The sequence below is a fragment of the Streptomyces sp. NPDC031225 genome, from assembly GCF_055570355.1.
Genome location: NZ_JBVIHJ010000002.1, coordinates 445275 through 459621 on the forward strand (window position 1 = coordinate 445275; position 14347 = coordinate 459621).

The 14347-nt window shown below is 69.7% G+C and carries 14 protein-coding genes; 8 read left to right on the forward strand and 6 right to left on the reverse strand.

Annotation, left to right across the window (positions count from 1 at the left end):
• Positions 1-24: 24 nt before the first annotated feature.
• Both ACZ48Z_RS04910 and ACZ48Z_RS04915 read right to left on the reverse strand, forming a co-directional pair.
• Positions 25-1884 carry a serine/threonine-protein kinase gene (locus ACZ48Z_RS04910; protein ID WP_468734344.1) on the reverse strand — a complete coding sequence of 620 codons (1860 nt, stop codon included), beginning with the start codon at positions 1882-1884 and terminating at the stop codon, positions 25-27.
• Between the two features lie 30 nt (positions 1885-1914).
• Positions 1915-2763 (reverse strand): menaquinone biosynthetic enzyme MqnA/MqnD family protein, encoded by an 849-nt coding sequence (locus tag ACZ48Z_RS04915; RefSeq protein WP_468734345.1) that lies wholly within the window; start codon positions 2761-2763, stop codon positions 1915-1917.
• 285 nt (positions 2764-3048) lie between these two features.
• Here ACZ48Z_RS04915 and ACZ48Z_RS04920 point away from each other — a divergent pair, with 285 nt between their 5' ends.
• The gene (locus ACZ48Z_RS04920; RefSeq protein ID WP_003998944.1) at positions 3049-3252 is read left to right on the forward strand and encodes a cold-shock protein; all 204 of its coding nucleotides are present in this window, start codon (positions 3049-3051) and stop codon (positions 3250-3252) included.
• A 148-nt stretch (positions 3253-3400) separates the two neighbouring features.
• Complete coding sequence (locus ACZ48Z_RS04925) at positions 3401-4054, forward strand: class I SAM-dependent DNA methyltransferase (RefSeq protein ID WP_468734346.1); 654 nt, start codon at positions 3401-3403, stop codon at positions 4052-4054.
• On the opposite strand, the gene kstD is transcribed toward ACZ48Z_RS04925, so the two are convergent.
• Positions 4051-5781 carry a 3-oxosteroid 1-dehydrogenase gene (kstD, locus tag ACZ48Z_RS04930; RefSeq protein WP_468734347.1) on the reverse strand — a complete coding sequence of 577 codons (1731 nt, stop codon included), beginning with the start codon at positions 5779-5781 and terminating at the stop codon, positions 4051-4053. The two genes, ACZ48Z_RS04925 and kstD, sit on opposite strands and share 4 nt — an antisense overlap.
• Before the next feature lie 65 nt (positions 5782-5846).
• Positions 5847-6386, reverse strand: coding sequence for a DUF6817 domain-containing protein (locus ACZ48Z_RS04935; protein ID WP_468734348.1), 540 nt, complete (start codon positions 6384-6386; stop codon positions 5847-5849).
• Between the two features lie 164 nt (positions 6387-6550).
• Between ACZ48Z_RS04935 and ACZ48Z_RS04940 the strand changes: the two genes are divergently transcribed.
• The 4 genes from ACZ48Z_RS04940 (at position 6551) to ACZ48Z_RS04955 (ending at position 11327) form a co-directional block, all read left to right on the forward strand.
• A complete protein-coding gene (locus ACZ48Z_RS04940; RefSeq protein WP_468734349.1) occupies positions 6551-7459 on the forward strand; it encodes a LysR family transcriptional regulator in 909 nt (302 codons plus the stop codon).
• 230 nt (positions 7460-7689) lie between these two features.
• Positions 7690-8139, forward strand: coding sequence for a peptidase inhibitor family I36 protein (locus tag ACZ48Z_RS04945; RefSeq protein WP_468734350.1), 450 nt, complete (start codon positions 7690-7692; stop codon positions 8137-8139).
• A 5-nt stretch (positions 8140-8144) separates the two neighbouring features.
• Complete coding sequence (locus ACZ48Z_RS04950) at positions 8145-9062, forward strand: hypothetical protein (protein ID WP_468734351.1); 918 nt, start codon at positions 8145-8147, stop codon at positions 9060-9062.
• A 309-nt stretch (positions 9063-9371) separates the two neighbouring features.
• Positions 9372-11327, forward strand: coding sequence for a YncE family protein (locus ACZ48Z_RS04955; protein ID WP_468734352.1), 1956 nt, complete (start codon positions 9372-9374; stop codon positions 11325-11327).
• Between the two features lie 52 nt (positions 11328-11379).
• On the opposite strand, the gene ACZ48Z_RS04960 is transcribed toward ACZ48Z_RS04955, so the two are convergent.
• Positions 11380-11802 (reverse strand): ATP-binding protein, encoded by a 423-nt coding sequence (locus tag ACZ48Z_RS04960; RefSeq protein WP_468734353.1) that lies wholly within the window; start codon positions 11800-11802, stop codon positions 11380-11382.
• Between the two features lie 117 nt (positions 11803-11919).
• On the opposite strand from ACZ48Z_RS04960, the gene ACZ48Z_RS04965 reads away from it, so the two are divergent.
• Positions 11920-12774, forward strand: coding sequence for a helix-turn-helix domain-containing protein (locus tag ACZ48Z_RS04965; protein ID WP_468734354.1), 855 nt, complete (start codon positions 11920-11922; stop codon positions 12772-12774).
• Entirely contained in the window at positions 12771-12968 is a 198-nt protein-coding gene (locus ACZ48Z_RS04970) for a DUF397 domain-containing protein (RefSeq protein ID WP_468734355.1), read from the forward strand. The genes ACZ48Z_RS04965 and ACZ48Z_RS04970 overlap by 4 nt, the downstream gene beginning before the upstream one ends.
• On the opposite strand, the gene ACZ48Z_RS04975 is transcribed toward ACZ48Z_RS04970, so the two are convergent.
• Positions 12940-14313 (reverse strand): FG-GAP and VCBS repeat-containing protein, encoded by a 1374-nt coding sequence (locus tag ACZ48Z_RS04975; protein WP_468734356.1) that lies wholly within the window; start codon positions 14311-14313, stop codon positions 12940-12942. The genes ACZ48Z_RS04970 and ACZ48Z_RS04975 overlap by 29 nt on opposite strands.
• Between the last annotated feature and the right edge of the window lie 34 nt (positions 14314-14347).

Genomic DNA, 14347 nt, shown 5'->3' on the forward strand with positions numbered 1-14347 from the left:
CGCAGCTCTGTGCGGGTTCCCGCGCTACCCGACCTTGGACATCCGCGCCTCCGGATATCCCTCCGCCTCGCTCTGCGACGTGTACGTCAGGTCGTCGCCGGACGCGGTGAGGAGGACGGTGTGGGCGGTGGGGTTGCAGCCCGCGTGGTTGTCCTTGGCGCCGACGGCCGTGGTGACGAGTTCGGTGTCCGTGACCTTCTTCAGCGTGAGGATGTCGGTGCAGACCGCTCCGAGCACGTCGGTCTGCCGCAGTCTGCCCAACTCCTCGCCGACAGCGACCTGTTCGACGGTGATCCGGAAGGTCCCCATGGGGACGGCTCCGTCGAGGCCGCTGCCCTCGCCCTCCCAGGTGCCGAGATAGCGGGCGGGGACCGCGCCGGGCCCGCTCGCCGCCGCACTCGACGGGACGGCCGAGGGGGCGGGCGCCGAATGGGAGGAGCCCGAGGGGGCGGAGGCCGTGGCGGAGGGGGTCGGCGCCGAGGAGTAGGAGTCGTTGCCGGACGCGGAACTCGCCGAGTCGTCGTCACCCCGCCCCGGCAGCAGGTCGAACATGAACGCCGACCCCACGGTCACCGCGGCCAGCGCCCCCGCGACCGCGAGCGCCACGGTGCAGCTCAGCCGACGGCCACGCCCGTCGTCACCGGACGTGGAGGTGGCGGCCACGGAGACGGAGAGCTTTCCGGGACCGGAGCCGGAGCCGGGGCGCAGGTCGGAGGGCACCACCGTCTCGTGCGCCCCGCCTTCCTGCGGCACCGCGTCCCGGGGCTCGGGCACGAAGGGGCCGCCCGTGAAGGCCGGCGGCGTGACCGGGAACGACGGAGGCCCGGCGGCCGGCGCCGGCGGGGCCCCCGCGGACACCACCGGCATCACGGGCGGCGGCCCGAAGGCGCCGAACGTGCCGGACGACCCGACCGCATCCGACGCTTCCGCCGACCCCCCGCCCACCGAGGGACTGCTGAACCCCACCGGCCCCGACGGCTGTTCCCCCACCGCCTCCAGATTCAGCAGCTGTACGGCACTGCGCCCCACCTGCTCGACCAGCGCTCCCGGCAGCCACCCCGCCGCCACCAGCCGCGCCGCCCCTTCGGGAGCCAGCCGCCGGGCCACCTCCGCCGGAGTCGGCCGGTCCTGCGCCGACTTGACCAGGCACTCCTGCACGACCTCCCGCAACTCACCGCTCAGCGAGCCGAGTTCGGGCTCCTCGTGCACCACCTTGTAGAGGAGGGAGGCCGAGGAGTCCCCCGGGAAGGGCGGCGCGCCCGTCGCCGCGTACGCCAGCACCGCGCCGAGGGAGAAGACGTCCGCCGGGCCCGCCACACCCCGGCTCAGGATCTGCTCGGGGGACATGTAGCCGGGCGAGCCGATGGAGACACCGGTCGAGGTCAGGGACGCGGTGCCGTCCGTGGCACGGGCGATGCCGAAGTCGATGAGGAGGGGGCCGTCGACGGTGAGCAGGACGTTGGAGGGCTTGACGTCCCGGTGGACGAGCCCCAGTCCGTGCACGGCGGTCAGCGCCTCGGCGAGGCCGGCCCCCAGGACCCGTACGGAGTGCTCGGGCAGCGGTCCCCCGTCCGCGACCGCCGAAGCCAGCGAAGGGCCCGCGGCGTAGCCCGTGGCGACCCACGGCACCGCCGCCTCCGGGTCCGCGTCCAGGACCGGTGCCGTCCACGCCCCGCCGACCCTGCGCGCCGCGTCGACCTCGCGCCGGAAACGGGCGCGGAACTCCTCGTCGAGCGCGAAGTGCGGGTGCACGATCTTGACGGCGACCGTGCGGCCCCCGGCACTGCGGCCGAGGTAGACCCGGCCCATGCCACCGGAGCCCAGCCGGCCGAGCAGCCGGTAGGGCCCCACGACGGTGGGCTCGTCGACGCCCAGCGGCTGCATACTGCCTCCCCCATCAGGTTGAGATGCAGGTTAGGGCCGGAGCAGTTCCACCTTCACGTCCCCGGGGAAACCAGTTGTCGGCCCGACCCGCCGCGCGAACTCGGTGACGGCGGCCAGCTGCGGCTCACCGAAGCGGAAGTCCAGCGTCGTGAAGTACTTCTCCAGGACCTTCTCGTCGAAGGCCTCCCAGCGGGCCGCCTGCTCGGCGACCTTGCCGACCTCCTCCAGGGAGAGGTTGCGGGAGGAGAGAAAGGCCTCGTGGACGCGCCGCGTGATCACCGGTTCGCGCTCCAGGTAGTCCCGGCGGGCCGCCCACACCGCGAAGACGAACGGCAGCCCGGTCCACTCCTTCCAGAGCGAGCCGAGGTCGTGCACCTCCAGGCCGAAGCGCGGGCCGTCGAGGAGGTTCGCGCGCAAAGCCGCGTCCCCGATGAGTACGGCCGCCTCCGCCTCCTGCATCATCAGGCTGAGGTCGGGCGGACACGTGTAGTAGTCGGGCTGGACCCCGTAGCGGTCGGCGAGGAGGAGCTGGGCGAGACGGACCGAGGTGCGCGAGGTCGACCCGAGGGCCACCCTTGCGCCGTCCAGCTCGTCCAGCGGGACCTGCGAGACGATGACGCAGGACATGACCGGGCCGTCGCAGCCGACGGCGATGTCGGGGAAGGCGACCAGGTCGTCCGCGTTCTTGAGGAACTCGACGAGGGTGATGGGCCCGATGTCGAGATCTCCCTGCACCAGCTTCTCGCTGAGCTTCTCCGGGGTGTCCTTCGTGAGCTCGAAGTCGAGGAGCGTGCCCGTCCTCGCGAGCCCCCAGTACAGGGGCAGGCAGTTCAGGAACTGGATGTGGCCGACGCGCGGCCGGGTGCGAGAATTGTCCACATCGCGACACTAGACCCCTTGGGGTACGCTTCGGACTTCGGCCCCAGGAGTCACCCTCTCCCGACCTTCAAACATCCGGGTGACGTGATCTTGGCCTCTATTGCTTTCGGCTGCCTGCGTGCTACGCTCGCCGCAAGTTGCAGTTTGGTTTCCCTTGCAGTACAGAGCCTGCGGAGCATGTAACCGCGGGCTCTAGTCGTTTTCAGACGAATGCAGTTGTGCGGCACTGTTTTCACACTTGCAGGTTCTGGAGCAGGGCAACCCTTTTGGGCCCAAGGAGGGCTTATGGCTACCGGAACCGTGAAGTGGTTCAACGCCGAAAAGGGCTTTGGCTTCATCGCCCAGGAGGGCGGAGGACCCGACGTCTTCGTCCACTACTCCGCGATCAACGCGAGCGGCTTCCGCTCGCTGGAGGAGAACCAGGCAGTCTCCTTCGACGTGACCCAGGGGCCGAAGGGCCCGCAGGCGGAGAACGTCACCCCCGTCTGATCCCGTCTCACAGGCGATCCTGCCTCTGATCCGGACCTGACGCAGTACCCAAGGAGCCCCGCGCCGCACGGCAGCGGGGCTCCTGCCTTTTCTTGTGCGCCTTCGTGCGCCGACCCGTTGTCAGTGGCGGCGGCTAGGGTCCCCCGCCATGACCGACACCGACTTCGTGACCGCCACCCGCACCTTCTACGACGCCGTCGCCGAGAGCTACGCCGAGCAGTTCCGTGACGGGCTCGCCGAGTCCCCGCTGGACCGGGCGGTGATCGCCGGGTTCGCCGAGCTCGTGGGCAGGGACGGGACGGTGGCCGACCTGGGGTGCGGGCCCGGACGGGTCACCGGACACCTCGCCTCACTCGGACTGTCCGTCTTCGGGATCGACCTGTCGGAGTCGATGCTGGCGATCGCACGGCGGGAGAACCCGGGGCTGCGGTTCGAGCGGGGGTCGATGCTGGCACTGGACCTTCCGGACGGGGCGCTCGCGGGTGCCCTGTCCTGGTACTCCTCCATCCACACGCCTGTGGACGAGCTCCCCCGTCTCTTCGCCGAGTTCCACCGCGTCCTGGCACCGGGCGGCCATCTGCTCGTCGGCTTCCAGGCGGGCGACGAGCACCGGCACCACGACGGCCCCTGGGGGCACCCCGTGGCACTGACCTTCCTCAGGCGGCAGCCGGAGCAGGTCGTCGAGTTGCTCCGCGCGGCCGGGTTCGCGCTCGTCTCGCGGACGGTACGCGAACCGGGCCGTGGGGAGGTGTCGCAGCAGGCGGCGCTGATCGTCCGGCGGGACGGGGGCGCTTCCGACTAGAGCACCCCTGCGATGTCCCGGGCCGCGATGTACCCGAACGTCATCGCCGGACCGATCGTCGAGCCGGCGCCCGCGTAACTGTGGCCCATGACGGCCGCGCTGGCGTTCCCGGCGGCGTACAGGCCGGGGATGACGGAGCCGTCGGGCCGTAGGACGCGGGCGCGGGCGTCGGTGACCAGGCCACCCTTGGTGCCCAGGTCTCCCGGGACGAGCCGGAAGGCGTAGTAGGGGGGCAGCCACAGGGGTGCCAGGCAGGAGTTGGGGAGGACGGACGGGTCCGTGTAGTAGTGGTCGTAGGCGCTGTCGCCCCGCCCGAAGTCCGGGTCGTCGCCCTTCTGCGCGAGGGAGTTGAAGCGGTCGACGGTGGCGCGGAGAGCGGCGGCGGGGACGCCGATGGAGGTGGCGAGGGCGTCGACCGTCCAGGCCTTGTGGGCCGCTCCCGAGCTGTACCAGTCGTCGGGGAGGACGAAGGTCGGCGCGATGTCCTTGAAGAGGTACCGGTTGCGGTAGTTCTGGTCGACGATCAGCCAGGACGGGATGTCGGGGTCGGTCGGGTTGAGGTCGTACATGGTGTGGACGACGTCGCTGTAGGGGGCGGCCTCGTTGACGAAGCGCCGCCCGGCCGCGTTGACGAGGAGCCCGCCGGGCAGGGTGCGTTCGGCGAGGCAGAAGTACGGCTCGTCGGGCAGCGGGATGGCCGGGCCCCACCAGGCGTCGTCCATCAACGCGAGGTCCCCGCCGACGCGTTGGCCCGCCCGGATGCCGTCGCCCGTGTTCTCCTTCGCGCCGACGGTCCACTCCGTGCCGATGGGCTGGCGCTGGTACTGCGCCCGCATCGCCACGTTGTGCTCGAAGCCGCCGGACCCGACGATCACGCCTCGCCGTGCGCGGTAGAGGCCGCCGGGGGTCACGGCACCGGCGACGGTCCCGTTCTCGACGTACAGCTCGGTGAGCGGGGTGTTGAGCCGGACGGGCACGCCGGCGTCCAGGAGCCCCTTGCGCAGCCCGGCGGCCAGCGACTGTCCCATGGTGAGCGGCTTCTGCCCGAGCAGGGCCGCCTTCGTGCCGCGCGCCAGGCATTCGGTGGCGACGGCGGCGCCCTTGACGCTGACGGCGGACAGGGCGAGCCACTTGTAGTCGGCGCTGAACACCACGAGTCCTGCGGGGACTGCGAGGTACGGCGGGTTCAGGTGGGCGAGTTCGGCGCCGAGGATGTTGCCGTCGAGTTGGTCGGGCTCGATGGAGCGGCCGTTGGGGAGACCGCCGGGCAGCTCGGGGTAGTAGTCGCTGTACCCCTCCATCCAGCGGAACCGGAGCGGACTGTTGGCCAGGACGAAGGAGATCATCGCGGGGCCGTGCGCGAGGAAGGACTGCCGACGGGCGGCGGGGACGCCCGGTCCGACGACGGCGGCGAGGTAGGCGGCCGCCTTGGCCGGGGTGTCCGGGACGCCCGCGGCGAGGATGACGGGGTTGTTGGGGATCCAGATCCCGGCGCCGGAGCGGGCGGCGGACCCGCCGAAGGTGGGCGCCTTCTCCAGGACCACCACGCTGAGCCCCTGCTTGGCCGCGGTGAGCGCGGCGGTCATGCCGGCGGCGCCGGAGCCGATGACGACGACGTCGTACGTCCCGATCGTCGGCAGGTCGGCGGCGCTCGCCCCCTGTTGCACACCGGCGGCGACGGCCGCCCCGGCACCGGCGGCCAGCAGGTGTCTTCGGGTCACACTCATGGTCGGGTCCCCCTGCGCTTGGTATGGACGAAGGGTCCGGAACGTCGCGCGGGGGTCTTGAGAAGTCAATAACCGTGCAGGACGGCGAGGGTGTCCCGCCATGCCGGTTGGCTGAGGAACGGCCTGAACCGGGTCAGCAGAGCGAGGAGTTCGGGGCCCCAGCGCTCACGGAAGACCGGGTCCCGGCGGGCGAGATCGAGTTCGTTGGCGGCGGTGAGCTCGGCGAAGTCCTGGCACAGGAGGGGACTTGGGACGTACGTCCGCCCGGTGAACCGGTCCCTGAAGCGAGGTTCCAGGAGGTGGGGGTAGGTCGCCCCGCGGTCGCAGCTCGCGTAGAAGTGCACGATCGCCTCGGCGTCCGGGCCGATCACGGCCGCGAGTTCGGGGCGCCGGTCGAGCGGGAGCAGAGCGGCGGGGAAGCCGTCGGTGCCGTAGAAGGCGTGGCAGAGTCCGGCGAGCCGGAGGGCGGGGCGGGCGTCCCAGAGGGCGAGTTGGACGCGGACGCGTTCGAGGTGGGCGAGGAGGGTGCCGCCGGGGTGGGGAGTGCGGTCGGCACCGAGCCGCCGTAACAGGGCTCTGGCTTCGTCTGTGGTGGTCGTCTGCACAGGCAACCGAACTCCTCGGCAGGAGGGGTGGGTTGGGTCGGCACCCGCTCCTCCCGGGTGCGGAAGCGGGTTGCCGCCCGGGCCCTGAGGAGATCGTCGTACGGGCACTCACCCCAGTCAATCCTAAGGATTTGTCGTTGAACCCAAGTGTTAGCTTGGGGGTCATGACCCTCGACGACCTGCGTGTCTTCGTGGCCGTGTGCCGCGCCGGAAGCCTCAGTGCGGTGGCCCGTGAACTGGACTGCACGCAGTCCGCGGTGAGCCAGCACGTGAAGCGACTGGAGCGGGAGACGGGGATCGGCCTGCTGGAGCGGCAGCCTCGGGGAGTCGTACCGACGCAGGCGGGGCGGGTGTTGGAGACGGCTGCGGCGGAGGGCATCGCGGGCTTGGATCTCGCCCTGCGGCGGCTGCGGGAAATGGTCGACGGCGAGAGCGGGTCGGTCCGGGTGGCGACCGGCGCGACGACAGTACGGCACTTCATGGCGGACGCGGTGGTGGCCTTCCGGCAGCAACACTCTGACGTCAGCCTGGAGTTCAGGACCGAGAGCTCCAGCCGGGCCTGCTTCGACGCGCTGGCCGACAGCGGTCTCGACCTGGCGTGGATCACGCTGGGTGCGCCGGTGCGGGGCATCGAGCAGCGGCCGGTGATGGAACTGCCGTGGGTGCTGGCGGTACGGGCCGACGATCCGCTCGCGAGGCGCCCGCACGTCGACGCTGCCGACCTGTCCGGCCTACGGCTCATCCGCCTGCCCCCGAACTCCACCTCCGCCGCCCATCTGGACGCGTCCTGCGCGGAGTTGGGGGTCAGGTTCGCCTTCGACACGAGCGTGGCCGACTGGGACACGGCGCTGATGCTGGCCGAGCTGGGGCTGGGGCGAGCAGTGGTGCCGGCGTCGCCGGGTCTGGACGTGCCGGGCCGGGGGAACGTGCGGCTGGTTCCCGTCCCCGCCCTGCGCCCTCTCTCCGTCGGCTGGGCGGTACGCCGCTGGGACGCGCTGTCGCCGTCGGCGCGGGCGTTCGCGGACACCGTGACGGAATCCTGCCGAACCACGCACTGCAGCCGCAGATCTTGAGGTTGTGATCGGAATTGCCCGGGCCAATGGTGCTGCTGGAGGTGGTGCTCGGCCGCGGTGAGGTGGCTCTCGAAACATGACGATTCGACCGGAATGAATTCCTCCGGGAAGCAGCGCCAAAATAAGTCAATTCCCGTATGAATCAAGGGTTGTTACGATCAGGCGTTTTCGCGGCGAGGAACTCGCGCGCCGCGTCATCCGTGCCCGACGACCAGCACAGGAGATTCGTCATGCGTCTGCGTCGCAAGTTCGCCGCTCTCGGCCTCACCGCCGCCGCCACCGCGGGCCTTGTGCTCGGTACGGCCCCGCAGTCCCAGGCCTATGCCTCGCTCACGTGTCCCAATTCCGAGACCTACTGCATGGTCTTCTACTACAACAGCGGTACGGCGGGCTCGAGAACCGTGTTCGTGGGCTTCGACCACTACAGCCTGAACGGCTACACGTTCCTGGGCGACGGGGCCGGAAAGGGTCAGGCCGTCAAGAACAACGCCGCCTCCGCGATCAACCTGGCGCCGTACAACCTGGTCATCTACTACAACAGCAACCTCGCGGGCGCCTGCGACGCCATCCCGGCCTTCAAGAGCACCGACAACGGTCCCGGCGGCCGCCTCCAGAAGACGTACAACAACAACGCGTCCTTCGGGTACGGCCGTTACGACGGCGACTGCTACAAGTTCTGATCCACGTGCGACGCCTGGCATTCCTCTGCCTGGCCCTGGCCGCCGCCCTGCTCGGCTGCTCCTCCGGGAGCGGTTCGGGCGAGGGCGGCGCCCCGGCCGGGGCGACCAACACCCCTACCACATCCGGCAGTTCGACGGCGGAACGGCTCGTCACGTACACCAACCGCCTGCCGATGGCCCGCTACAGCTACACGGTCGCCGAGACCACCGCGATCGAGTCGGCCCAGTACGTCCTGACGCGACGCTGCCTGAAGACGTACGGCATCGCCTACGAGCCGCCGGAGCAGGCCCCGGACACCCCCCGGCCCGCCGAGCGCCGCTACGGGCTGTCGAGCGCGAGCGAGGCCGCACGCTTCGGCTACCACCCGAACCGCGACGCCGCCCAACTGCCCGAAGGGCCCCGCCTCTCCAATGACGACCTCACGGTGTTCTACGGCAAGCGGGGCTTGCCGCAGGGCAACGGCGAAAAACTCACGTACAAGGGGAAAGAGGTACCGGACGACGGCTGCTTCGGCCAGTCGGTCTCCAAGCTCTCCAAGGAGTACGACGATCCGGCCGGAGCGGCGGTCGCGAGCCGCATCGCCAACGAGAGCTACCAGGATTCCCTCTCGGACCCGGCGGTGAGGGAAGGATTCCGGAAATGGTCCCGGTGTATGCGGAGTTCCAAATACCGGTACTCCTCTCCGATGGACCCGCTGAACACCGCCGCGTTCCAGGGTGACGAGATCTCCGCGAAGGAGAAGCGGACCGCGACCGCGGATGTGCGCTGCAAGGAGCAGACCGGCCTTCTCGCCATCTGGTTCGCAGCGGAGACCGACATCCAGAAGGCGGGCATCAAGAAGAACTCCGAGGCCCTGGAGGAACTGCGCACGGCCCACCAGGAAAAGGTGGAGGCGGCCCGCCGCATCGTCGCCGAGGGCTGAGCCGGCCCCTACAAGGCTGCTGAAAATCTCGGGTTCTGGCCGCGGCTCGGTGGAGTCGGGGCCAGCCTTGTAGGCATGCAGGGGGAATGAGCTGGGGAGATGGTCGGGCCGGACGTGTGGGAGACCTGCCGGGAGTTGATCCCGGCGGGGAGCGTGTTCGCGTTCTTGGCCGAGCACCGATACCGAGCTCCATCAGATCGCTGAGGGTGGCGTACGGAGTGTCATAGCTCTGCCCTACGCTTCACTCTCCGGCCAGGGGGCCGGTAAGGGCCGTTGACAGCGGCCACAGTCTTGGGGGGTCCAATCACCGTGCGCATTCGCACACTTCCTGCTGCCGTCGCTACGGCAGCTCTCTTCGGTTCGCTGCTGCTCGCCGCGTCTCCCGCGGTCGCCGACACCAGCGTGCCGATCGGCGTCGGCGACGTCAGCGACACCGTCGTCGACGGCGCCCACCAGCACCTGTACATGAGCACGGGCGACGCGATAGCCGTCGTCGACAACAGCGGCAAGGTCGTCACCAGACTCACCGGCCTGCCCCAGGTCTCGGACCTTCAGCTGAGTGCGGACGGCAGCACGCTGTATGCCGCCGTCACCGGCGCCGACAAGATCGTCGCCTTCGACACGGCGACGCTCGGCCAGACCGCCTCATACCCGACCGGCACGGGCACGGCACCGCGTCACATCGCCCTGACACAGGGCCGGATCTGGTTCGGCTACGGCGACCAGTGGGACTCCGGGCTCGGCGAGGTCGACCTGACCGCCGACCCGGCCACCGTGCGGCTCGACCTCGCGGGCGACCACGACTTCGCCAGCACGCCGATGCTGTACGCCGCCCCGGCCAACCCGGACACCCTGGTCGCGCTGGACGGCGGCATCAGCTCCGGGCCGATCGTCGTCTACGACATCGCCTCCGGAACCCCGGTCATCCGCGTCACCGCGGACGAGGGCGGCTTCTACGGGGACGCCGCGCTCACCCCCGGCGGGGAGTCGATCCTCGTGGTCGGGCAGGGCCGCCGGTCCGTCGAGGAGTACCGGCTCTCCGACCTCGCCAAGGTGCACGACTACCCGCTCAACAACCAGGCGGAGACCGTCACCGTCGCGCCGGATGGCACGATCGCGGCCACCTCGCTGGACACCGACGACACCGGCGACACCTTCGTCTTCCCCGGCGGCGCCGACGCCCCGGCCAGCGTCCGCAACCTGTCGTACTCCTGGATGCCGTGGGGCGGGCACACGACGGCCTGGTCTGCGGACGGCACGAAGCTGTACGTGCTGACCGGATCGTCCAGCTCCATGCAGTTCCAGACGGTGAGCGAGCCTCGCAAGTACGTCGCGAAGCTCGCCGTCAACGCCCCGGCCACCGCCACCCGTGCCAAGAAGCTCACCGTCAAGGGCACCCTCACCACCGGTCTCAAGCCGCCCGCCGGGACCCCGGTGAACGTCGTCCGCACCGACATGCTCTCCCCGTCGGGCAAGTCCCTGGGCACCACGAAGCTGGGCGCGGGCGGCGCGTTCTCCTTCACCGACGCACCCCCGGCCGGCGGCAAGGTCCGCTACACGGTCACGTATCCCGGGGACGCCGCACACACCTCGGCGTCCGCCTCGGACACGGTCGCCGTCTCCCGGGCCACGCCCGCCCTGACACTCACCAACAACAAGAAGACGTACGCCTACGGCAAGAAGGTCACCTTCACCGCCCACCTCGGCACCACCTACAGCAACCGCACGGTGGAGATCTGGGCCGACCCCTACGGCACGGACAAGCCCAACAAGCTGCTGAAGTCCGCCAAGGTCGACGCGCACGGCAACCTGTCGGCGAGCGTCACCATGTCCCGCGACACCGCCGTGAAGGCCGTCTACAAGGGCGATCCCCGCTACGCCCCACGGACCGTCAAGTCCACCGCGTACGCACACGTGAAGGTCGCCGCCTCGCTGTCCAAGTACTACAAGACCGGCACGATCGGCTCCACCCGTTACCGGTACTTCCACAAGAACACCGACGCCATCCTGACCACCACGATGACGTACTACACGGGCCGCAAGACGCGCCTGGACCTCCAGGTCTACTCCGAGGGCAGGTGGTACACGACCGGCTCGGAGTACTTCGCCCTCGGCACGAACGGCAAATCCGTCGTCAACCTCGGCCACGCCGGAACGTCGGGTATCCGCGCCCGGGTACGCGCCGTGTACGTGGACCCGTCCTCGGGCGACAGCGTCAACACCAACACCATCGGCGCCTGGCAGTACTTCTACTTCAGCAACTGACGTCAGGAACAACGCGGGAAGACGGCGGCACGGGCACACCGTGCCGCCGTCCTCATGCCCTCCCGAGCCCGATCTCGGCCCACACCGTCTTGCCGACGTCCCGCTCCATGACGCCCCAGGTGTCGGCCAGGAGGGTGACGAGCACCAACCCCCGGCCGCGTTCGTCGTCTTCTCGATGGGCGAAGCGGAGCGGGCGGTCGCCTCTTGGGTCGCTCACCTCGATACGCAGCGTGTTCTCCGGGAGGAGCAGGAGCCGCAGCTCGAAGTCCCTTCCGGGTACGCGGCCGTGGGTCACCGCGTTGGCGGCGAGTTCGGCGACGACGTGCTGCGCGGTGTCGTTCACCGCCGTGTCGTGGGGGTGGCCCCATTCCGCGAGCTGGGTGGCCGTGAGTCTGCGGGCCAGGCGTGCACCGCGGGGCGTCGCGCTCAGACGCTGGGTCAGTTCGTCGGTGGGGGTGGAGATTTCGGCGTTCACATGACCGAGCGTGGCGGGTTGTCCCTACGCTGACCAGGTACGACTCGGCGACGCTGAGTAGCTGTACGGGTGCGGTCGGTTCGGTGTACGGGTTGTCGGGCAGGAGGGGTGAGGCGCGTGGGTGAGCGGAGGCCGGAGACATCTGCGGAGGCGGACGGTACGGCGGAGTTGTTCGTCGCGCTGGGCAAGATGGTCAAGTTCCTGCGCGAGCGGAAGGGGCTCACGCAGAAGGAGTTCGGCGAGCTGGTGGGGTACGGCCCCGACGCGGTCTCCTCCATGGAGCGGGGAGTGCGGACACTCCGGCCGGAGGTCTTGCTGAAGGCGGATGAACTGCTCGACGCCGGGGGCCTGTTGAAGGAGGTCCTCCCCGAGGTCGAGGCGGCGATGGCGAAGACCCGGACACGGCATCCGGAGTGGTACCGGAGTTACGCGGGGTTGGAGGCGGAGGCGGTCGAGCTGCATTTCTACGCCAACCATGGGGTGCCGGGCCTGTTGCAGACCGAGGACTACGCGCGGGCCGTGTTCGCCAAGCGACGCCCGCTCCTCGACGAGGAAACGATCGAGAAGCGTGTCGCTGACCGGCTCTCTCGCCAACAGGTCTTCGAGCGTTGGCCGTCCCCGGTGGTGAGCTACGTCCTCGAAGAGATCGTGCTGGACCGGCCGATCGGCGGGAGCCGCGTGCACCCGGACCAGCTTCGACATCTGCTGCGCGTCGGAGATATGAGGAACATCGAGATTCAGGTGATGTCGTCCGGGCTGGAGGAACACCCCAACATGGACGGCGCGTTCAATCTGTTGACGCCCAAGGGCCATGGGCAGGTGGCATACACGGAGGTACAGGGGTATCCCCGATTGATCACCGACTCGGAAGAGGTCAGGAAGATCGCTGACCGCTATGGGATCATGCGAGCGATGGCACTCTCCCCTTCGGAGTCCCGGAAGTTGATCGAGCAGAAGCTGGAGGAGCTATGACCGTCGAGCAGCTCACTTGGTTCAAGTCCAGCTACAGCGGTGGCGAGGGCGGCGAATGCCTCGAAGTCGCCGTAACCCCCCACACCATCCACCTCCGCGACTCCAAGCACCCCGCCGGCCCTCACCTCGCCCTCTCCCCCGCCGCCTGGTCGGCCTTCGTCTCCCCTACTGCGGGAAGGCGGGCACCACGTTGAGCTCCCTGGCACCGGTCGCCGTGATGGTGGAACCCGTGCCGGGAAGCAGCACGCTCGGGTCGTAGTAGTTGCTCGACATCAACAGGTCCTTGTCGCCGTCGCGGTCGATGTCGCGCAGGCGGACGAGGGAGCCGAAGTTCTCGTACTGGTCGGGGTTCCCGGGGACGCCCGCGGTCGCGCGGGTGAACCACTGGGAGTTCTTGCCGGTCAGGCCTGACTTGCCGCCGCGCAGGACGTGGACGCCTCCCGCGTCCTCCACCGAGCCGACGTTCTCGCGGGGCACGCCGACCGCCAGGTCCTGGTAACCGTCGCCGTTGGTGTCCCCGGCGGAGAGGGCGGCGCCGAAGTACTCGCGTGCCGTGGCGGCCGTGGCCACGCCCGAAGTGGACTGTGTGAGCCGGTACTTCGTGGTCGGACCGGTGCTGCCGCCGCGCCAGACGACCACCGAGCCCGCATTGTTGTTGTACCGGGTGTCGCTGACCGCGAGGTCGCCGTAGCCGTCCTTGTCGAAGTCGGCGACGACACCGGTGGGGCCGTAGTCGGGGTTCGAGCCGTTGATGACCGTGACCTTGCCGGGCTTGATCGTGGAGCCGCCCCGCAGGAACCACGCGTCCTGGGTCATCTTGTCGCTGTGGTAGCCCTGGCCCAGGACGTAGAGATCGGTCGCCTTGTCCTTGGTGACCTTGCCGGCGACCAGGCCGGTGTTCTCGAAGGTGGCGTCGAGGGTGTGCTTGGTGACCTTGCCCGTCGTGCCGGCCTTGGCGAAGCCGCCGCGGTAGACATAGACGGACTGGGAGCCGTCTGCGATGGCCAGGTCGGCCTTGCCGTCGCCGTTGAAGTCGCCGGTCTCTATCTGTTTTCCGAAGCCCTGGTCGGAGCGGGCGGTGACCTTGAGACGGGTGGCGTCGGTACCGGTGAGGCCGGTCTTCCTGCCCCACAGGATGGTGACGGCGCCGGAGCTCACCTTGCCGCTCACCTTCTCGGTGAAGTCGGCGACGGCGAGGTCGGCGTATCCGTCGCGGTTGAGGTCGGCGGCGGCGATGTCCTCGCCGAACGCGTCGGCGTAGCCGCCCGCGTCACCGGCCGTGCCCGGGATGCCCGCGGTGGACTGCGTGAAGGTCTTCGTGGTGGTACTGGTGCCGGTGGCCGTCCCGTACGTGACGGTGAAGGCACCGCCGAGGCCGGCGACCGCGTAGTCGCGGAATCCGTCCCCGTTGAAGTCGTCGGCGTACTTCGCCGGGGTGGCCGCACTCGCGGCGCCGACGGTCAGGGTGAGCAGTCCGCCGGTCAGGGACACGACGGTGGTCGTGGCCAGTGCCAGGCGGAAACCGGTGCGCGTGAACATGCGTCTCCTGCGGTGATCATGGGTCGGGCACGGA